This window comes from Polaribacter reichenbachii, assembly GCF_001975665.1.
Taxonomy (GTDB): Bacteria; Bacteroidota; Bacteroidia; order Flavobacteriales; family Flavobacteriaceae; genus Polaribacter; species Polaribacter reichenbachii.
Genome location: NZ_CP019419.1, coordinates 3,715,995 through 3,734,240, shown reverse-complemented (window position 1 = coordinate 3,734,240; position 18,246 = coordinate 3,715,995). Strand labels below are relative to the sequence as shown.

Sequence of the window (18,246 nt, the reverse complement as noted above, 5' to 3'; positions counted from 1 at the left end):
AGCAATAAATTATATACGGTGTTACCACACGTTTTTATTCTACTTTTGTTAATTTAACTATTCGTTCTGCAACTTCTATTAAATCTTTAAAATTAGTGTCTTTTGTTTCTGTTTGTTTTGTTTTCTCTCTTTTTCTTAAAGGGTCTTTGTGTATTTCAATAAGAGCAGTTTTAATGTAATGAACATATTCCTCATTACCATCTGTTCCATTTTTCTTTAATTGTTCTGAAAATCCAACTATTGCTTTAGAAAGAACCATTTTATATGCATAATCTTCAATTATATTCTTTTGTTTAGTGTATTGATTTGCACAAAATATAGCACCTATTATTGGTAATGGTAAAAGTGATATTCTACCAATTAGAATTCCAATATTGTCATCTTTTGTTTTTAAAATCCAAATACCTAAAGCGATTGTTCCTAAAAGGCAAATTACAGCGCCGAAAATCCAACTACCGAAAATTTTCCAATTATTAGAATTATTATACTGTTCTTGGAATGAAGCACTTATTCCTTCTGCGGTTGTATAGTTTAAAGCTTTTTTAGAGGATTCTATAAGCTCATTTGCTTGTTTTAGAATTGTTTCTCTTTCTTTAATATATTCTGAAAGTTTCTCATTATTTGAATTAGTATTTTGTTCTAATTCATCTAATTTTTTTTCTCTGTCTTGTACTTTATTAGCAAATGAAGTAATTAGCTTTTCATTACCTTTACTTTCAGTTAGAGAAGTTGTAATTTCTTCTAAATTATCAGAAGCACTTTCTTTAATAGAATTAAGTTTATCATTAATAGTTTCAAGAGTTTCTGATTGTTCAATTAATTCATCTTTTCGTTCTGTAATTTTCTCTAATTCAGATTCTATTTCAGTAAGTTTTTCGGTACTCGTTTCTAATTTTTTCTCAATAGAATCATTTTTTTCGTCAATACTTTCATTTAATTCTTTAGATTCTACTAAAATTTGTTGAAGTTCAATTTTGATTTTTCTGACTTCCTCAATTTCTTTTTCAAATTCTAATTGCCTTTCAGAAATATTTCTAACATTATAAGCTCGTATTTGAACTTTTAAAGCTTCAAATTGTGATATGTAATTATTTGGTGTTTGTAAATAAGTGTCTATTCTGTTTAAATTTGAATAAATACCATTTCTTTCGTTATAAGTTGAGATTTTGACAAATTTGTTTTGATATTGTGTTAGAGTAGAAATATCTGTTAATAAAGCATCAATTCCAGCAATTAATCCTTTAAAAGTATATTCATTTTCATTACCATAAGTTGTTGACCCGAAACTTTTCAAATTAAGAGATTTAATTTGTTCACGAATACTGTCTCTTTTTTCTCTTATTTGATTTATTGTTGTTATTTCCATTGTTTCTTGTCAAATGTGTGGTAACGTTCTCGGCTATGAGTAGTTGCGTGGTTTAGCAGTTAACTTAGCAAGTACACAGCAAACTGAAAATCCGCGAGGGTTTTCAGAAGTAGGCGAGAACAAGCAATTACTTATAGCCATTGTTGTGCACTGGCTTTTATTTTTTCATTTATTCGGTCAAATTTCTTTTCACCGAGTTCAGTTTTAATTAGTTCAGAATTCCGTTCCACCAAGTTTTTAAAAGCCCGAAATTCCGTTTTCTTTTTATTCCAAAATTCAGTCGGCAAACCCGATATCGCTACAAGTAAATCACCTTCGTAAAAGTCGCCTTCAGTCAATATATTCCGTTCGAGTTTCTCGAGTGCAATTCCAATTATGTGTTCAGTTCCGATATGTTGAGAAATCATAAGTCTTAATTGCTCATTGGTCAATTCTTCAATATTTATTTTCCGATAATGATAGCATTTTTCGACTAAACTTGTCGGAAACTCAGAAGGTTCATTCCAATAATCGTTTTCTAATTGTTCAATTGATTTCAAATGGCCCAAAATTTACTTGACATTCGTTTCTATTTTCCGCTAGTTCTAAATAAACTCCAAATTGGTAGTCAAGTTGACTTAAATATTCGTTGATTTTTATTAAATCAAATTCCTTTTTTGAGTTTTTCCACTGCATCTTCATTTCTATTTCTAACAAATTGTCTGTTGTATTTCTTTTATGAACTATTACATCAGGATATACTGCACTAGCTTCTTTTCCATACTTCTCAAAATCCAGTCTTTTTCCAATTTCATTGCCGATTATGTCTTCTCCATAATCATTTAGCATTCTGTTATATTCAACATCTACAACATAATCTTGGTCTGCAAAATGTTTTTCTAAATACAGAGCAAATCTGTGAGTAATAGACCTTTCGTGTAAATTGTAAGTTTCGAAAATAATTTCTGAATCCTTTTCATACAATTCGTCAATTGTAAGTTCAATTTTTTCTTCTATTTGTTCTCTTGAGTAGCTCATTTTTTAGCTTGTGCACAACGTGTTTATATATGATTTGTTGCGTGTTTTAAGCACTAAAGTTAGCAAATAAAAACTGAATAGAAAGTCCGCGAGGACTTTCGTAAGTAGGCTAGAACTAGCAATAAATTATATATGTTGTTGTGGTGTCGTTTTTTTTATTCAATTCGTTTTCCAGTTTTGTCTATTTCAAACCAACTTTCACTTTCAGAACGTAAATGTTCATCCAAGTTATAATACAAATAACAATCGTAAGTTACTGATGCAATTCCATTCTCAAAATTTGAAGCACATTCAAATTGAGGTTTGATTATTATTTCTCCTTTTTCATTCGCAAAACCAATTTTTCCGTTTTTCTTAATTCTGAATAAACCTTCAGAAATATAATCAGGTCCATTGTCATACATATATACTTCAAAAATTCTTTCTCCTTTCCGATTTATTCCAATTAAATCATAAGTTTCTTTTTCAAGTACAATTCCGAATGTTGTAATAGTATCTTTAAATGTGAAGTATATTTTTTCAGATGAAATTATAGTATCTCCTTTTCGATTCACAAAAGCAAAATCATCTCCCATTTCATAAAACTCATTTTTTGAAATTCTGAATAAAGTGTCTTTTGTATTTAATTCAGTTAATTCAAAATATTCATTCTCATTTGTAACTGGTTTGAATCTTTTCGAACAAGAAAAAAGAGATAGAATAAAAATTATAATTATTAAATTTTTCATTTTGTTGATTCGAGTGAGAAATGCACCACAACGTGTTTGTATATGGTTTGTTGCGTGGATTAAGCACTAAAGTTAGCAAATAAAAACCGAATAGAAAATCCGCGAGGATTTTCGTAAGTAGGCTAGAACTAGCAATAAATTATATACGGTGTTGGCAGTAGTGTTTTTATTCTTCGGTTCAGAGTTCATTATTTCCTAATGTTTTTGCTAAGTCCAATGCAGTTAAGCCGTCAATATTTTTCTTCGTTGTATCAATTCCTTTGCTTACTAAAAATTCAAAAGCTCTCTTGTCATTGTTCTTTGCTGCAAAATGAAGTGCTGTCCATCCATTGATTGGATATGCAAAATTCAATGTCATAAAATCCATTGAACTATTTTTTAGTGCTTGTTCCATTTGAGATATATCTCCTTTTTCTGCCGCTTTCATAAATGAAAGATTAATCTCTCTGAGTACGTTTAGTTTTTCTCTTGCATCACAATACTCGTCATAGTCCTGTTGTCTTTGTGCTTTGGTTCGACCGTTATTTTTGTTCAGTATTTTCTTTATTTCGTCCGAAGTTGTAAAGTCAATTGCTTCAAGGTTATCTTGGTCGTAGAAGGATACAAATGCTCCATTGTCTATGAAAAAATTTACAAGCTGAACGTCATTTAAAGCAGCAGCAACAAGCAAGCCTGTTCTTTCCCCAAAATCTTGTTCGTCAATTTCGTGTCCTTGATTTAGAAGGATTTTTATTTGGTCAAGTTGCTGAAATGCTGTTGCCTGTGGAATGTTTAAACCTGTCAATCCTTGATTTTTACAAATCTCAATTAGTTTTAATAGGTCTGTGAAATTGCCATAGGGTAGAACAAGTTCTTCTATTCCGTTTTCTGCTATCTGATATTGAAAACGTTTCCACGCAAGGTCGTATGGCTCAATTTGTCCAATAAGACTTTTGTCCTTCGAAATTTCTTCAAGAACTCTGTCCCATTGTTCGTTAAATATTATGTCGTCAAAGTCGTTCATTACATTACTGCCAACGTTTATGTGTATTAAAAGTTGCGTGTTACAGCACTAAGTTAACAAATAAAACACAGATAGAAAATCCGCGAGGATTTTCGTATGTAAGCTAAAATTAGCAATTTTTTTTACACGGTGTTATCTTTAGTGCTTTTTTATCACACAATATTTATTTTTCGTTTCTGAATTTATGTTTTATCTCAATTTATTTCTAAATAATTTTTGATTTTATTTTATTCAAATTATTTAAAAAACTAAAATTTATATTTATTTCTAGATTTTAATGAAACTGTCAGAATTAAATTTTATTCCATTTTTTAATACACACAGTTATTAATTTCCATTTTTTTTTTTTTTTTTGAAATTGTTAGTTCAAAATTATCTTAGCTTATTTCTATATTTTGTTGAACTTAACTTTAAACTTTTAAAAATCTAAAAATTATCCGATTTTCTGGAGTTTTCAAACAATCAGAAAGTGTTTTTTAAAATTTAAAACTTAATTATATTTCATTTTAATTCTGAATTTATCTAATATATTGAAAACATAATTAATATAAAATTTTCTTTATTTTTTACTTCTATTTTTCATTCCAATTTTTAAGAATATTTTTATTTTTTTATTCTTTGATTTCTGTAAAATTCGATGAATAACTTAATTTTCAAAACTGGCTATTTCATTAAAGATAACGGTTTTGTGTATGGTTAGTTGCGTGGTTAAGCAACTAATTTAGCAAATAAATCACAGATAGAATATTCCGCAGGAATGTTCGTAAGTCGGCAGTGACCTAGCAATTAATTATACACGGTGTTAGCCACTGGTTTTTTTATTCAATATAATCATTCACGTCATCTTCTGGAATCCATTCTTTCATTTCTGGTAAAACTCTTTTTTGCATAAACTCAAAAAAATCCGCGTGTTCAGATTCGATGATATTCCAACCTTTAACATTTGTCCCGAACGAGGGATGAAAAACAATTACATTTTCGGTTACTTTTCCTTCCACAATTTCAAATCCAACAAATGTGTCCATATCTTGTCTGCGTCCAAAAGTCAGAACTCCTCGATTTTGTTCACACTCAATTTTAAATCGTTCATTGATTGATGAATTCGGATTAATTTCTGTATCAAAATTCCAAGGAATGAATTGAGTCAAATTCAGTTTTGCAAACCAATTATATGAGTTGGGTATTTCGTAGTTCATTCTTAGGTTTTATTCCGTTTTCTTATTATTCCTCTTATTATATTAATCGGAAATATAATTTGTCCAAAAATCACAATAGCAGAAATCAAATAAATTACCATTGTCAAGTTTTCATTAAAATCGTATTCCATAATTGACTTTCTAAAAAATTCGTTTAAAATCAGAATCAGAAAAATTCCGCCAAAAGTCAGCGTAACGTGAATCAAATTCAGACGTTTAGAGAGGTTTCCATTCACTTTTTTCACAATCCAATAAATCAGTCCGATTATTCCGAAAAGAATTGAAATCAGTGTTGCGAAATGATAATTACTAATCACGTAATATGTGTCGTGAATATTTATATCCATTCCTCCGTTTGCATTAAATCCGAGTATAAAAGTGATTACAGAAAATACAAGAAAAATAATGTGTGGTCTTTTAGTTAATAGGTTCATTCAACTTGTGGCTAACGTTGTTGTATAAGCTTTGTTGCGTTGTTTAACGCAGTGAATTTACTAAATAAAACACGAACGGCGAAATTCCGAAGGAATTTCCCAAGTGAGCTATAAATAGCAATAAAGTTTATACGGTGTTAGCACCAGTTATTTATTCGTTCTTGTAATTCACTATTTTATCTACTGAAATTCCTTTTCCGTATTTTTCTATAGTTGTAAAAAACTCAATTGAATTAAAAATAGGCTTTATCTTTTCCTCATTTTTTGGGTGAACAATTTTATAATCTTTTTCGTTTTCAAAATATTTTCCTAATTTTTCAATTATTGTTTCATATTTTACTAAACCACTTTCTTCTTTTGTTCTAAATAATTTTTTTATTCTTTTTTGAATTAAAACAAAATCTACTTTTGGTAAAACAAACGGAATATGTTCAGGCCAAACACATAAAGTTTCCACCTTTTCAGTTCCATTTTTATTCACGTAAAATATATTTGGAACAAAATATTCTTCTGTTAATTTTTCTTGAAGTTCGTTTTTATTGTAGCAGAATTTCCAACAATAATTTGATTTTTCTAATTCTAAATAGTTTAGTTCCCATTCTTTAAAATAGGATTTACTTATTTTTTTATTTGATTTTAACCAACTTTTTAATAATTCTCCTTTTTTATACTTTATTGGTTCTCCTTCTGCTTGTGGATCAAGAACATAAAGTTCAAATTTTTCTATTAATTTATCTACTATTTCAAAACTTTCAATTCCGAAAAAGTCTGGTCTGACATAATTTATATTAAAACACAAATTAGTGTCTTCTAATTCTCCAAAGTCATTTTCTTCTTCATCTTCACTTTCATAAGTTTCAAATAAGCAAAAAACTCCTGTAGTTTCGTTTTCATAAACTATTTGGTCTTCTGTTTTACTTTCCAACATTGGAATAGTATTTAAGAATTCAACCATTTCAGAAATGCTTATTTTATTGCTCTCTTTTTTGTAAAAGTTTAAGTCAAAACTCATTCAGTTCGTATTTTTTTTTAATTGGTGCTAACGGTCTCGTATAACCGTCAGTTACGGATTAATATGCGTTAATTTTCGGTTAAGCACTGGCGTTAGCAATTCCGAGTGGATTCGGACGTAGTCGAATCCGCCGTAATTGCGGTTATACATTGTTGTGTGCAGTTTTTTATTCATCCGATTTTTGTAAAAGTCCGATTGTATCAGCTTTATAAAGGGCAAAATCTACTTCAGTTCCAGTTTTAGCTAAAAAGTCAACAGCTCTTTTATTCAGTCCGAAATAAGGTGTCGAAGATTCTGGATTTATGTCGATGTCAACTACAAATTGTATTCTAGTTGTTAAATCATATTTGCTTTTCAGTCCGTTTATGATTTCCACTTTAGGTTCAAAAATGTCAATTAGTTGTTGAAGATAACTTTCCAAATCAATTTTGTTTCCAGCATCAATTCGGTATTCCCACGCAGTTGATTTTGGAACAGGTTCTTTTTTTATCATTACGTAAGTCGGTTCAATATTCAATTCCGCTGTAATTTTTTCGGTATCGAAATATTCCGCATCAAAAGAGAAATACAAATAGTTATTGCATTCTGTTCCGCTATATGTTAGTTTCTCGTGACTCATTTCTCAAATTGCACACAACGTGTTTATATATGGTTTGTTGCGTGTTTATGCAACCAAGTTAATAAATAATTACTGACATAGAAAATCCGCGAGGATTTTCGTAAGTAAGCAAAAAGCCAGCAATAAATTATATATGTTGTTGGCTGTAGTTTTTTAATATGTTCTTATAACTTCGTCATATGTTCTACACCAATTTATAATTTTTCCTTTGTCATTAAATTCAATATGATAAGTCTCGTATAAATATTTATTCGTTATATGAATATTCACAAAAATGCGTTCAGTTCCGTTTATTTCTTTGTGTGGTGCTGTTATCTGTAATTTTGGATAAGTTCCGTTTCCATTCCTTTTGATTTTGAATTTCTTTTTGTCCAAATTCGAGAAATCAAGTTCAAATCTATCGGAATCAATATTTAATTGAGTTTCTAAATAAGATTCCAATTCTTTAAATTGAGTTTTACTTTTCCAACTTATTCCTAAACAGATTGGATTGTAAAATCCCGTTCTTGGTGGATGAAAATCCATAACATATGGATAAACTTTTATTTTCTTTTTTGAAGGAAAAGAATCAATTATTGTTGATTGATAAAAGTCAAACGCAATTTGTTCATAAAATGGAAATTCGGTTTGCGAGATTCCAATTCCGCAATTGAGTAAGAAAGTCAGAAGTATTGCTTTTTTCAAATCACTTTATTTAGTATTCAATTCCAATTTAATTCAGTTTGCTTTTATAGAAAAGTCTTAATTAGTAAACACTATATTTCGTTTAGTTAACGGACTTTTAAATTACAGCCAACGTGTTTGTATATGGTTTGTTGCGTGGTTTAGCACGTAATTTAGCAAATAAAAACCGAATAGAAAATCCACGAGGATTTTCGTAAGTAGGCTAGAACTAGCAATAAATTATATACGGTGTTGGCAAATCGTTTTTTATTCCTTCCTCTCATAATGATGAAAATTACCTCTTGGTAAATATATTAGAGTCATATTTTTTTCAGAGATATAATCAATTCCGTATTTGAGTGTGTCAGATTTGTTCGTTAAAATTAAACTACCATCAATTATTTCATTATGTTTATCTAAAACACTTTTAGTAATCAAATATTCATAATGGTCATCTAAATCCGTTTTTTCGTTTACATATTTAAAAGTCCAATTATTTCCATTAATCTCAACAGATGATAATGAATCTTTTGTACTAATCCATATACCATTATTAATTGAATTTTTGACCTGTTTTTCGGAAGTCAACAAAGTTGGGTTTGAGATTTGTTCTTCTGTTTTATTCTCCTTTTTGAATTGATATGAGAGAGCGATAATTGATAAAACAACACTTAATAATGAAATTATATAAGGCAAGTATTTAGTCCGAACTTGAAAATCAGATATTTTTAAGTCAAGATTTTCCTTTTTTACTTTTCGGTCTAATAGTTCTTTTTGATGATTAATATATTCAGACCAACTTTCAAATTGCGAAACAATATATCCATATTCGGTAATGATGTAAATATCTTTGGTACTTGAAATAAAACCTTGGTCAAGCAAATACCTTAATTGCCTATATTTCTCACTACGTTCTATTTCTTTATCTCGATTAGTAGTTCTTGATTTGTCCTCATAATCAAAGTATTTGTTTTTACTAATTTCGACTAAAAGGTCAAATACTGGTTTCTCCATAGTTTTTTTAAATGTTTGCCAACGTGTTTGTATATGGTTTGTTGCGTGGTTAAGCACGTAATTTAGCAAATAAAAACCGAATAGAAAATCCGTGAGGATTTTCGTAAGTAGGCTAGAACCAAGCAATAAATTATATACGGTGTTAGGCAAAGTTATTTATTCTTTATTCGATTCATATAATGCAACAAAATCAGATTCTTTTAATATTCGTAAATTTTGTCCTTTTATTTTCAATTCTTCAGCTTTCAAATGTTTAGAACTTTTATTTTTTCCCGAAAGTTTGCTAATGTCTTGGTCTCCAACAACTAAAAGTGTTGTATTTTTCGTTACGCTGTTCACAACATTGCAACCAATTTCAGATGCAAGCACAGAAGCTTCTCTTCTCGGAATTTGTAATGAACCTGTAAAAACTAAAACTTCTCCGAACAAATTTCCATCAGGATTTCCCTCTTTTGAAACAGATTTGCTATAAGTTTTTGCATTAGCTAAAATAGGATTGTTAACTCTTATTATCCATTCGTCAATTGTGTTATCTTCTTCTTTAATTGCAGAAATTAAAATATGAGCTGAAGCCTTTGCATCTTCCAAAGCATCGTGATGATTGAATGAATAGCCTAATTTTTTACAAACATTAGCAAGTCCGTAACCTTTATATGCAAATTCATTCCAACATCTTCGAGCAACTTTTGCTGTATCTATCCAATTATTTTGGATTGCAGGAAGTCCATATTTTTCACAAGTTCTATTTATTGAAACTCTGTCAAAATGAGTATGACAAACACAAACATAATTTTCTAAATTTTGTTTAAGAACCTCATATATTTCTGGAAATTTCGGGCTCTCAATTACATCATCTTCGGTAATGTTGTGTATTGACTCATTCCAAAAGTCAAAATAATCTTCTGGATTGATTAAACTTGACCATTCTTTCTTTATTTGACCGTTTTCATAAACCACAAATCCAATTTGACAAATTGATGCCATATCAGAGTTAGCAGTTTCAACGTCAATAGCTAAAAAGTCCATTAGTTAGCATTTTTTAATTTTTCTAAATCCATTGTAAATGTTACTATCATTTTTGTTTTTGTACAAATCAAAACCATTTCCTCATTCATATCAATGTTCAAATCTTCTCCTCGAAGTGCTTGCCATTTAGCGATGTAATTCAATGCTCCAATTTTTTCCTTTTTCTTTAAAGCTTTATCAACTCCGCCTTTATATCCAAGAACTGGTAATTCTCCTCTTTTTGCTTTTTCTGCTAATTCAGGTTCTTTTATTGCTAATGCTCTACCAACTTCATAATTTTTTATCAAGCCTTTGTCTTCTTGTTTCCAAGTTTCTTCCCAAGTCAGGTTTTCTCTATCAGGTTCTGAAAAACTTCTGTAAATTCTTGTCATTGTCGTTGGTTTTTAATTTTGCCTAACGTAATTGTGTATGGTTAGTTGCGTGATTTATGGAACTAAGTTAGCAAATAAATCACAGATAGAATATTCCGCAGGAATGTTCGTAAGTAGGCTTAAAACAAGCAATTAATTATACACGGTGTTGTAGCCAGTTTTTTTATTCAGTTGTTCAATCATCCTCATTATATTCCATAACGAGAATAAGTCACTTCCTTTTTTCGTAAGGAAAATAGTTTGCTTTCCATTAAATTCCGTAATTAACAATTCAGATTCATTTCGTTTTTTGATTTTCTTGAGTTTTGTTTCGCCAGCTTCAGCTTTTTCGAAATATTCTTTCCGATTTTTAGAATCAACATCTTTTATAGAATTCAATTCGATAGAGTTAAATTCAGTTCCGTCAAAACCAATGATTTTTTTTGTTCCGATTGCTGTCCAGTGCTTTTTTGAATCAGTAAAGAGTAAAATTATTTTTCCACAATAATTCTCATTGAATTGAGTTAAATATTCCGCTTTTTTATCAGCCGTTAAATTCTCAAACAAATGAACATTTTTATTCGGCAAATCGTGTTTTGAAGCTCGCCATTTAATTCTATTTTCAATAAACTCTTCTGTTTTCTGCATTTCGGTTAAATTGGCTACAACGTGTTTGTATAAGATTAGTTGCGTGTTTTAAGCACTAAAATTAGCAAATAAATCACAGATAGAAAGTCCGCGAGGACTTTCGTAAGTAGGCTATAACTAGCAATTAATTTTATACGGTGTTGGCAATAGTTTTTATTTAATTTCAGATATGTCTTTTAGTCTAATTCCGAAGTTCAACCTTTGCATTTCCTTAACTGTTTGAACGATTGAATACTTAGCAATATTAGATTTACTCTTATTTATTTTATCAATTATGGTATCAGACTTTCTATAGTTGTTCTTAAAAGCCATAACGTAGACAATCTCATATTCCTTTTCTAAAATTTTTCTAGCTAATTCTTTGACGTCTAGTCCCTTTTTTTTGTTTATCTTTTTATAGGCTTGTAAAGTCTTTTTTAAGTAACTACTAGACTTATTATTTTTAATATCAGTTGAAAGTCTTTTAGCAGAGAGCATTACCTGTACATATAAATCTCTCATTTTTGTGTTGAAACCATTTTTAACGTGCACAAAATAAGCTATATCATCTTTTATTATCAAAAGGTCACAAAGTTCAATATTGCTGTCAATTACTTTGTCTAAAACGTAGTAATTATCATTTTTATGACTTAAGTTGTAGGTGTCTTCATCATCTCCATCTTCCCATTTATTTAAAATATTTTCTTTTAGTTCATATTTTCTATAAAAGTCGATTGCATCAGAATTCATTAGTTCAAGAAATTCATCTTTTAGAAAATACCAGTTCCCATCTATCCGAAAATATTTTTGACTTAAGTATTCAATTTCTGCAATTATATGAGCATAAAAATTGGCATAAGTCAATTCTTTATCATTAACACGACCTACAATGCCAAGCGTGAAAAGTTTTTTTCCAATTTCAAAACGATTTGTTAGGTCGTCTGAATTGTTATTAATATGCTCAATTGATTTTATATAAAGCTCTTGTCTATCGTTAACTTCAATATCGTGTTTACCACGAGAATATTTAGCTTTGATTATGTAATTATTACATTCATAAAACCTTTCTAATTTAGAGGGATGAACGACTTCAAGTATATCTTTTTGAATTGTGTTTCGAGAAGATGTACTTAATTTTATTACATCATCTATTATTCTATTTTGTAGAACTTTATCAAGTTCATTAACTAAGTTTTCATCGTCTATTTTTCGGAAAAGTGTTAATTGGGTGAAGTTGTCATCGTTAAGGATTTTATCTAAATCAATGATTAATTGTTTTAGTTCCTCAAAATTTATTCTTTTTCTTAAATAAAAATATGACCCGACTTCAAGAAGAGTTCTATCTGTACCAAGTTTGTATTTTTTGAAAATAGAATCTTTTAATTCTTTGCGAAGAACAAGTTTTATTTTTGTTGGAATTTCTGAATATTCTAGAGTTTCTGATATAGTTTGGTTTAAATTATAAGTATGTCTTTTCTGAGAAATATTACTTGCTATTCCACGAGCATTTAATTCAATCAAAATATCCTCAGTTGGTTTTGCAAAATGTTGATAGAGGTTAATCCCAAAATCTGGGTCAATATACTTTCTAATAACACTCATTCCACTTCCGCCAATAACACAATATATATTTGATTTGTATTTTATGAATAGGACAAAAGAAAATTCTATTATTTCAAAGTTTTGTCCTTCGCTTAGTTTCTCAGGCAGGAAAAGTTTCCAATAAAACTGGTCTTTCGGTTGATTGTAACAATAACTCCAAATTTCAAAACCATCTTCTTCAGTTGAATGTGTTATTACAGGTCTTAGTTTATGGTGCTCATCCAAATCATATTTAAGGCGTAATTTTTTAAGATGGTTGTCTTCGATTAATTTAATTCTTTCAATTGTAGATTTGTCTTTAAACTCATAAAATGTATTGTTGAGTTTAAAAATTTTTAAATCTATTTTTTTAGAATCGAATTTCATTTTTCAAATTATTGCCAACGGTCTCGGCTATGAGTAGTTGCGTGGGGTAGCATTCAACTTTGCAAGTACACACCAAGCTGAAAATCCGCTAGGATTTTCAGAAGTAGGCGAGAACCAGCAATTACTTATAGCCATTGTTGTGCGTTCGTTATTTTTTAGTTCCTTCAAGTGTTTGCTGTAATTCAGAGTCGATTTTTTTATCCACAATATCTGTCAATTTTTCACTCTCAAAGTCATATCTTTTTATCAATGTCGGCTCATTATGTTCTTCATATTGTCCATCATCATTTTTGTCAACGCCAAATCGTACTGTCAAATCTTTTCCATTGTCTATAAACTTATAGCTTACAACATCCATTCCATCAATTCCAATGCTTTTTAATACCTTTTTTTCAAATGAGTAGATATATAGTTTTTTAAAGTCCAAAAGATTTATTACTCCATCTTTATATGTGTCTTTTTCGGAAACTTTCATTAATAGAAGAATATCATCTTCAAAGTACTCTGCTTTTATTTGATTGAAATTCACTCTTTTGTCAAATAAACTTTTGTTTGCTCTATTTTTTGAATCGTAGACAATCAAATTGTTGAATGCTCCATAATGATAAGAAGAATAACGAGAATCACTTTTTTCATAACTGTCGGCAGAAGAAAATGCGTTAAGTGTTTTGCCAATGTCTTCTATTTCATTCAAAGTTTTATGTGAAACAGGGATGATATAAACAGAATTAAGTGTGTCAATCAATCGTGGGTTCTCATATGAAATTACCTGTTCACGTTTATTTTCTTTTTGTAATTCTTCAATTTTTTCATCAGATAAAATTCCAGTTTCAATGTCGTCATCATATCTTCTGTGTTCCATAATGGTTATTGATATAAATGCTATTAAAGCAACTATCAGAAAAATCACTCCTATTGTACCCAAAATGGCGAGAAGTCTTTGATTATATTTCTCAATTTTCATTTAATTATCGGTTTTTTATAATGACGCACAACGTGTTTGTATATGGTTTGTTGCGTGTTTAAGCACTAAAGTTAGCAAATAAAAACCGAATAGAAAATCCGCGAGGGTTTTCGTAAGAAGGCTAGAACTAGCAATAAATTATATACGGTGTTGTGCAACGTTATTTTCCGAAACCTTTAAACGCTTTCTTTAAATCGTTTTCAACTTCTTTTTTAATTTCTGACGACATTTTATTGGTCAGCTTTGTTCTAAATTCTTCGCAGCAACAAGATATATCTATAGAATCTCTTTTAGGTGTTGCTTTTGGTTTTTCGTTATGTTTTGAGCATCTTTCTCTTTCAAGGTTTCGTGCAATTTTTCTTAAATCCATCTCTGTTGATTTTAATTTTGTTAAATATTTTGATTTACAATTTCTTGAAATTGCTCCTTTGTCACAATTAAAAAATTGGTAGTATCATAAGCATTTTTCTCAACTCTTTTAAGAAATCCCATATAATTTAGCATTCTAATAAAAGTTCTTAATACGCTATCGTTATAGGCAATTCCAATTCCAACTCTTCCCAATGAAGCTGCATTAATCATACTTCCCATAATATGTTTTCGAGTGCTACTGTTTTCAATTTCTATGGACATTAAACACCTTGCATTTTTATTCTTTCTTATTAAAATATCAAAATCTGGAATATTAATTTCATTTAACCATTCTTCTCCAATATTCTCGATATGAGCATCATAAATGTTACGTAGAAAACTTTCTATTAAAGGTCTTTGGATTATTTCATTATATTCCGCAGTTCTATTTGGTCCAGGCGCAACACTAAATGGTCCAACAGCAATATCAACTCTCGGTGAATATTGATAATTCATTCCTGTAAAAGCTCTCCATTCACTAACCACTTCTAAATTCTCAAATTTTTCAGTCATTATTGGCGTTAATAAATTTTGATATTCAGTCGCTGTCATTGAATTTTAGTCGTTAGTTTGTTTTATTTTCGATGTTTTTTTTTAATGTTGCACAACGTGTTTGTATATGGTTTGTTGCGTGGTTAAGCACGTAATTTAGCAAATAAAAACCGAATAGAAAATCCGCGAGGATTTTCGTAAGTAGGCTAGAACCAGCAATAAATTATATACGGTGTTGGCAGTAGTTATTTTATTTTTTCAATTATGGCTTTTGAATTAAATCCTATTACTTCGTCAGCAGATTTTTCTAAATATTTCGGAATACTGTTGGTGTTCCAAGGTCTTACTGCAATTACTTTTTTTCCAAGAGATTTTGCGATTTCCACTTCTTTTTTTATCCAAAACTTATTTGAATAACTCCCTCCTAAAACTAATAAGCATCTACTGTATAATAATTGGTTTTTGATTTTATTTTCGATTTCTTTTTCATTTTTCAAATCCTCTGCTTTGTCTATTGAAATACTGTGATTGTAATAATCGAAACCTTGTTTTTCAAACCCTTTAATTAGATTATTATAATCTTTATTATGTTTCCAAGAATGGCTTACAAATATTCTAGGTTTTCTTTTTTTTCTTTTTTCTAGATAGTCATCTTCTTCGCTAAATTCATTACCAATTAAATAATCAATTAATTTAGAAATAAGATGAGCAAAAAGTAAAATACCACCAATTGAGATTATTAGCGGTAACCAAGAGGAATTATTATTGTTATTATTCATTAATTTATTTTTGTTTTTGAGCTTGCCATAATGTATGTTCACGAGAAATAGCATTTTCAGAATCAAGTACAAATTCAGCCAATTCAGTATCTGTGTTAATATTACCAAATGAGGCTTGAATAAAATTTAATTCTTGTGCGGCAGTCGTATATGCTTGTTTTAATTCTTGATGTTGTTTCAACTGAAGCCAACTAATAGCAGAAGCAGAAATTGTGGTAAATAAACCTACAAAATTCCAATTTGAATTAGGATATTTTATTAAGAATCCAACACTTATAATAGCGATTAATTGTGAAGCAATTATTACATAAAACCAATTATTGTATTTGGTTTTATTAAACTCAGCTTTAGTCGCATACCAATCTTTTTGTTCGTTGATTCTTTTCTCTATATAATACTGTTTTCGTTCTAATGTATTTAAATTTCTAATTTCCCACATTTTATCTGTAATAATAGGAAGGACTACGATTTTTGCATTTAAAGACTCATTTAAGTCTTTAAATTCGCTGCTTAATTCTTTTACTCTAGTTATAAAATAGTCTTCTACTTCTTGTTTTGTTAAATTGCTTTCAAAACTTTTTGCACAAGTTATAAATCTCCAAGAGAGGGTTTTGCAAGATTCAGCAAGTGCTCTTCCTTGATACCAAATATCTTCAAATTTTTTTGTTCTAATGATTAATGTTAAAGTAAAACTGATTAGTAAAAATATTCCTGAAATGACATACACGAAGAGTTTTGGTTCTACTTGTTTGTAATTATAGATAGCAAGTCCTGACGCAACAATCATCATTATTAAGTCATATGCTATAATGTTTTTGTAATTCTTTTGAGCGGATAAGGACGCTGTATCTGATGCCTGATATAAGCCTGGGAAATCTTTGAATTCCATTATGGTCTAACTTTAGTTTTACTTGAAATATCGCTTGTTCTTTTGTCAAAAGCTTTGTCTATGTAATTATTTGGGTTTTTTTCAAAATCTTCCCATTTAACTAATACACAATATCTATCATCTTCAGACCAAGCACATTTGTTATTTGGAATGTAGTAATTATAACTGAACTCTTTAACTATCGTTGAATCTTTTATGTTAACATATATATGTGATTTTCCACAAGTATCGCAATTTCCAGAACCTGTATAAATAGTATCATACATCGAAGGTAAAACAATACCTAAAATTCCACTTTTAGAATTATTTTGACCATTATAAAGAGATGCTTGTAGTTCTCGTTTTATAAATCTTTGTTCATTCCAACCTAAATTTTCGTTACTATTGGCTCCAATTAAACAAATAGTAACTGTTGAGTCAGAAAGATAATCTTCTCTGATTTTTCTCATTATATAATCTTCATTATCTGAATCTATAGGTTCGTTTAAAGATTTATCAATCATATCAACTTGCATTTCATCTCTTATGTATTCTTTATAAGCGATATCCTCTGTTTTGAATGTTATAAAACATTTATGTGCCATAGTTTTGGTTTAATTACTGCCAACGGACTTGTGTATGAAACGTAGCGTGCAAAAAGACACTAACTTTTCGGATTAACACAGAGCCGAATTTTTATATTTTGTTTTTTAATTTTTCTTTTTTAAAAGCCAAATTAAAAATTTGGCGGACTTTCTAAATATACACAAACCTTTCGATTTAGCACTTATTAGCTATGTTTTATACACCGTGTTGTGCAACGTACTTTCTTAACATATTGTTTCTTCAATTTCGTCTTTGTCAGTTTCCTTATGTCTTGTCGAGCACTTGTTTATTTGCTCTTCGCTCGGTTCAAGCTTAAATTCAAATCCGAGTTGTGGTTCAGCGTAAATCTTATTTTTATTGAACTGGCTTATCCAACTTTCAAAATCAGTCAGTATGTTTAAGTCCTCAATTCTCAAGTGTCCTTGATTTTTCTTTATAATCCGCCTAAGGTTTTCGGGAATTACTCTTGGTTCCTCTCCGAAATAATAAAATTCAGTTGATAATAAAGCATTATTACCGCTTAAATCTCTCTTTACATTTAATTCATTATGAACTCCTTTTCTTAAAGTTGGCTCGTCCGATTTAGAATAATCGTAAATACAATCTCCCATTCTTTTCCGCCAATCTTTACTAAACCAAGATGGGATTTTTTCGGTTAGTTTCTCAAAGCAAAATTTGTTATATTCAGAAAGAGTTAACTTATCAGTAATTCGCATTGCATAAACTAAGCTATCTGATAAATCATATTTTTTTCCGTCTTTAAGTTTTGAGTTTTTTGAACCTGTTCCGATAACCCAATCACCAACTCGAGCTGTTCGTCTTATTGCAGGTTTACAAATTGTCAAAGTGCAGATTTTCCAAAATGGATTTGGCGCAGCACCGTCATCAAATCTAAGTACGTAAGAGTATATTCTTGTCAAATTTTAGTTCGGTTTTTGGGTATGTTGCACAACGGTCTTGTGTATGAAACGTAGCGTATAAATAGACACTAACTTTTCAGATTTAGCACGAGCCGAATTTTTTATTTTTATGTTTAATTTTCTTTTATAAATATAACCAAATAAAAAATTTGGCGTACTTTGTAAATATGTAAAAACCTCTCG

At 29.5% G+C, this 18,246-nt stretch carries 22 protein-coding genes; all 22 read right to left on the bottom strand.

Annotation, left to right across the window (positions count from 1 at the left end):
- Positions 1–34: 34 nt before the first annotated feature.
- The gene (locus BW723_RS15960; protein ID WP_068359579.1) at positions 35–1,366 is read right to left on the bottom strand and encodes a hypothetical protein; all 1,332 of its coding nucleotides are present in this window, start codon (positions 1,364–1,366) and stop codon (positions 35–37) included.
- 131 nt (positions 1,367–1,497) lie between these two features.
- Entirely contained in the window at positions 1,498–1,905 is a 408-nt protein-coding gene (locus BW723_RS15955; RefSeq protein WP_068359581.1) for a contact-dependent growth inhibition system immunity protein, read from the bottom strand.
- Entirely contained in the window at positions 1,892–2,383 is a 492-nt protein-coding gene (locus BW723_RS15950) for a hypothetical protein (RefSeq protein WP_068359583.1), read from the bottom strand. Before BW723_RS15950 ends, BW723_RS15955 begins: the two co-directional genes overlap by 14 nt.
- A 155-nt stretch (positions 2,384–2,538) precedes the next feature.
- The gene (locus tag BW723_RS15945) at positions 2,539–3,111 is read right to left on the bottom strand and encodes a WG repeat-containing protein (protein WP_068359585.1); all 573 of its coding nucleotides are present in this window, start codon (positions 3,109–3,111) and stop codon (positions 2,539–2,541) included.
- A gap of 178 nt (positions 3,112–3,289) precedes the next feature.
- Positions 3,290–4,114 (bottom strand): ankyrin repeat domain-containing protein, encoded by an 825-nt coding sequence (locus BW723_RS15940; RefSeq protein WP_068359587.1) that lies wholly within the window; start codon positions 4,112–4,114, stop codon positions 3,290–3,292.
- 818 nt (positions 4,115–4,932) lie between these two features.
- Positions 4,933–5,310 carry a hypothetical protein gene (locus tag BW723_RS15935; RefSeq protein ID WP_139059091.1) on the bottom strand — a complete coding sequence of 126 codons (378 nt, stop codon included), beginning with the start codon at positions 5,308–5,310 and terminating at the stop codon, positions 4,933–4,935.
- Between the two features lie 2 nt (positions 5,311–5,312).
- Positions 5,313–5,657 carry a cbb3-type cytochrome c oxidase subunit I gene (locus BW723_RS18170; RefSeq protein WP_418312520.1) on the bottom strand — a complete coding sequence of 115 codons (345 nt, stop codon included), beginning with the start codon at positions 5,655–5,657 and terminating at the stop codon, positions 5,313–5,315.
- 238 nt (positions 5,658–5,895) lie between these two features.
- The gene (locus BW723_RS15925; RefSeq protein WP_068359594.1) at positions 5,896–6,756 is read right to left on the bottom strand and encodes a hypothetical protein; all 861 of its coding nucleotides are present in this window, start codon (positions 6,754–6,756) and stop codon (positions 5,896–5,898) included.
- 166 nt (positions 6,757–6,922) lie between these two features.
- Complete coding sequence (locus BW723_RS15920; RefSeq protein WP_068359595.1) at positions 6,923–7,375, bottom strand: DUF4279 domain-containing protein; 453 nt, start codon at positions 7,373–7,375, stop codon at positions 6,923–6,925.
- A gap of 153 nt (positions 7,376–7,528) precedes the next feature.
- Positions 7,529–8,059 carry a hypothetical protein gene (locus BW723_RS15915; protein WP_068359808.1) on the bottom strand — a complete coding sequence of 177 codons (531 nt, stop codon included), beginning with the start codon at positions 8,057–8,059 and terminating at the stop codon, positions 7,529–7,531.
- A gap of 246 nt (positions 8,060–8,305) precedes the next feature.
- A complete protein-coding gene (locus BW723_RS15910) occupies positions 8,306–9,052 on the bottom strand; it encodes a hypothetical protein (RefSeq protein ID WP_139059066.1) in 747 nt (248 codons plus the stop codon).
- Between the two features lie 156 nt (positions 9,053–9,208).
- Entirely contained in the window at positions 9,209–10,078 is an 870-nt protein-coding gene (locus BW723_RS15905) for an exonuclease domain-containing protein (protein ID WP_068357803.1), read from the bottom strand.
- Positions 10,078–10,449, bottom strand: a complete 372-nt coding sequence (locus BW723_RS15900) for a hypothetical protein (protein ID WP_068357806.1) — start codon at positions 10,447–10,449, stop codon at positions 10,078–10,080. Before BW723_RS15900 ends, BW723_RS15905 begins: the two co-directional genes overlap by 1 nt.
- A gap of 132 nt (positions 10,450–10,581) precedes the next feature.
- Positions 10,582–11,076, bottom strand: a complete 495-nt coding sequence (locus BW723_RS15895; RefSeq protein WP_068357810.1) for a hypothetical protein — start codon at positions 11,074–11,076, stop codon at positions 10,582–10,584.
- 153 nt (positions 11,077–11,229) lie between these two features.
- Positions 11,230–13,023: a DUF6119 family protein gene (locus BW723_RS15890; protein WP_068357813.1), complete on the bottom strand. Its 1,794-nt coding sequence runs from the start codon at positions 13,021–13,023 to the stop codon at positions 11,230–11,232.
- A 148-nt stretch (positions 13,024–13,171) separates the two neighbouring features.
- The gene (locus tag BW723_RS15885) at positions 13,172–13,987 is read right to left on the bottom strand and encodes a hypothetical protein (RefSeq protein WP_068357815.1); all 816 of its coding nucleotides are present in this window, start codon (positions 13,985–13,987) and stop codon (positions 13,172–13,174) included.
- A 160-nt stretch (positions 13,988–14,147) separates the two neighbouring features.
- On the bottom strand, positions 14,148–14,357 hold the full coding sequence (locus BW723_RS15880; RefSeq protein ID WP_068357819.1) for a hypothetical protein: 210 nt from the start codon (positions 14,355–14,357) through the stop codon (positions 14,148–14,150).
- 20 nt (positions 14,358–14,377) lie between these two features.
- Positions 14,378–14,950, bottom strand: a complete 573-nt coding sequence (locus BW723_RS15875) for a hypothetical protein (RefSeq protein ID WP_139059067.1) — start codon at positions 14,948–14,950, stop codon at positions 14,378–14,380.
- A gap of 185 nt (positions 14,951–15,135) precedes the next feature.
- A complete protein-coding gene (locus BW723_RS15870) occupies positions 15,136–15,669 on the bottom strand; it encodes a TIR domain-containing protein (protein ID WP_162274047.1) in 534 nt (177 codons plus the stop codon).
- A 4-nt stretch (positions 15,670–15,673) separates the two neighbouring features.
- Positions 15,674–16,558 carry a DUF4231 domain-containing protein gene (locus BW723_RS15865; protein WP_068357828.1) on the bottom strand — a complete coding sequence of 295 codons (885 nt, stop codon included), beginning with the start codon at positions 16,556–16,558 and terminating at the stop codon, positions 15,674–15,676.
- The gene (locus BW723_RS15860; protein WP_068357832.1) at positions 16,558–17,142 is read right to left on the bottom strand and encodes a TIR domain-containing protein; all 585 of its coding nucleotides are present in this window, start codon (positions 17,140–17,142) and stop codon (positions 16,558–16,560) included. The genes BW723_RS15865 and BW723_RS15860 overlap by 1 nt, the downstream gene beginning before the upstream one ends.
- A gap of 225 nt (positions 17,143–17,367) precedes the next feature.
- Positions 17,368–18,063 carry an Nmad2 family putative nucleotide modification protein gene (locus tag BW723_RS15855; protein WP_068357835.1) on the bottom strand — a complete coding sequence of 232 codons (696 nt, stop codon included), beginning with the start codon at positions 18,061–18,063 and terminating at the stop codon, positions 17,368–17,370.
- Between the last annotated feature and the right edge of the window lie 183 nt (positions 18,064–18,246).

What these genes read in the sequence shown, in the direction of transcription:
- BW723_RS15960 (WP_068359579.1), bottom strand. Translation starts at nt 1,366, where the DNA reads ATGGAAATAACAACAATAAATCAAATAAGAGAAAAAAGAGACAGTATT.
- BW723_RS15950 (WP_068359583.1), bottom strand. Translation starts at nt 2,383, where the DNA reads ATGAGCTACTCAAGAGAACAAATAGAAGAAAAAATTGAACTTACAATT.
- BW723_RS15945 (WP_068359585.1), bottom strand. Translation starts at nt 3,111, where the DNA reads ATGAAAAATTTAATAATTATAATTTTTATTCTATCTCTTTTTTCTTGT.
- BW723_RS15940 (WP_068359587.1), bottom strand. Translation starts at nt 4,114, where the DNA reads ATGAACGACTTTGACGACATAATATTTAACGAACAATGGGACAGAGTT.
- BW723_RS15935 (WP_139059091.1), bottom strand. Translation starts at nt 5,310, where the DNA reads ATGAACTACGAAATACCCAACTCATATAATTGGTTTGCAAAACTGAAT.
- BW723_RS18170 (WP_418312520.1), bottom strand. Translation starts at nt 5,657, where the DNA reads ATGGATATAAATATTCACGACACATATTACGTGATTAGTAATTATCAT.
- BW723_RS15925 (WP_068359594.1), bottom strand. Translation starts at nt 6,756, where the DNA reads ATGAGTTTTGACTTAAACTTTTACAAAAAAGAGAGCAATAAAATAAGC.
- BW723_RS15920 (WP_068359595.1), bottom strand. Translation starts at nt 7,375, where the DNA reads ATGAGTCACGAGAAACTAACATATAGCGGAACAGAATGCAATAACTAT.
- BW723_RS15910 (WP_139059066.1), bottom strand. Translation starts at nt 9,052, where the DNA reads ATGGAGAAACCAGTATTTGACCTTTTAGTCGAAATTAGTAAAAACAAA.
- BW723_RS15905 (WP_068357803.1), bottom strand. Translation starts at nt 10,078, where the DNA reads ATGGACTTTTTAGCTATTGACGTTGAAACTGCTAACTCTGATATGGCA.
- BW723_RS15900 (WP_068357806.1), bottom strand. Translation starts at nt 10,449, where the DNA reads ATGACAAGAATTTACAGAAGTTTTTCAGAACCTGATAGAGAAAACCTG.
- BW723_RS15895 (WP_068357810.1), bottom strand. Translation starts at nt 11,076, where the DNA reads ATGCAGAAAACAGAAGAGTTTATTGAAAATAGAATTAAATGGCGAGCT.
- BW723_RS15890 (WP_068357813.1), bottom strand. Translation starts at nt 13,023, where the DNA reads ATGAAATTCGATTCTAAAAAAATAGATTTAAAAATTTTTAAACTCAAC.
- BW723_RS15885 (WP_068357815.1), bottom strand. Translation starts at nt 13,987, where the DNA reads ATGAAAATTGAGAAATATAATCAAAGACTTCTCGCCATTTTGGGTACA.
- BW723_RS15880 (WP_068357819.1), bottom strand. Translation starts at nt 14,357, where the DNA reads ATGGATTTAAGAAAAATTGCACGAAACCTTGAAAGAGAAAGATGCTCA.
- BW723_RS15875 (WP_139059067.1), bottom strand. Translation starts at nt 14,950, where the DNA reads ATGACAGCGACTGAATATCAAAATTTATTAACGCCAATAATGACTGAA.
- BW723_RS15870 (WP_162274047.1), bottom strand. Translation starts at nt 15,669, where the DNA reads ATGAATAATAACAATAATAATTCCTCTTGGTTACCGCTAATAATCTCA.
- BW723_RS15865 (WP_068357828.1), bottom strand. Translation starts at nt 16,558, where the DNA reads ATGGAATTCAAAGATTTCCCAGGCTTATATCAGGCATCAGATACAGCG.
- BW723_RS15860 (WP_068357832.1), bottom strand. Translation starts at nt 17,142, where the DNA reads ATGGCACATAAATGTTTTATAACATTCAAAACAGAGGATATCGCTTAT.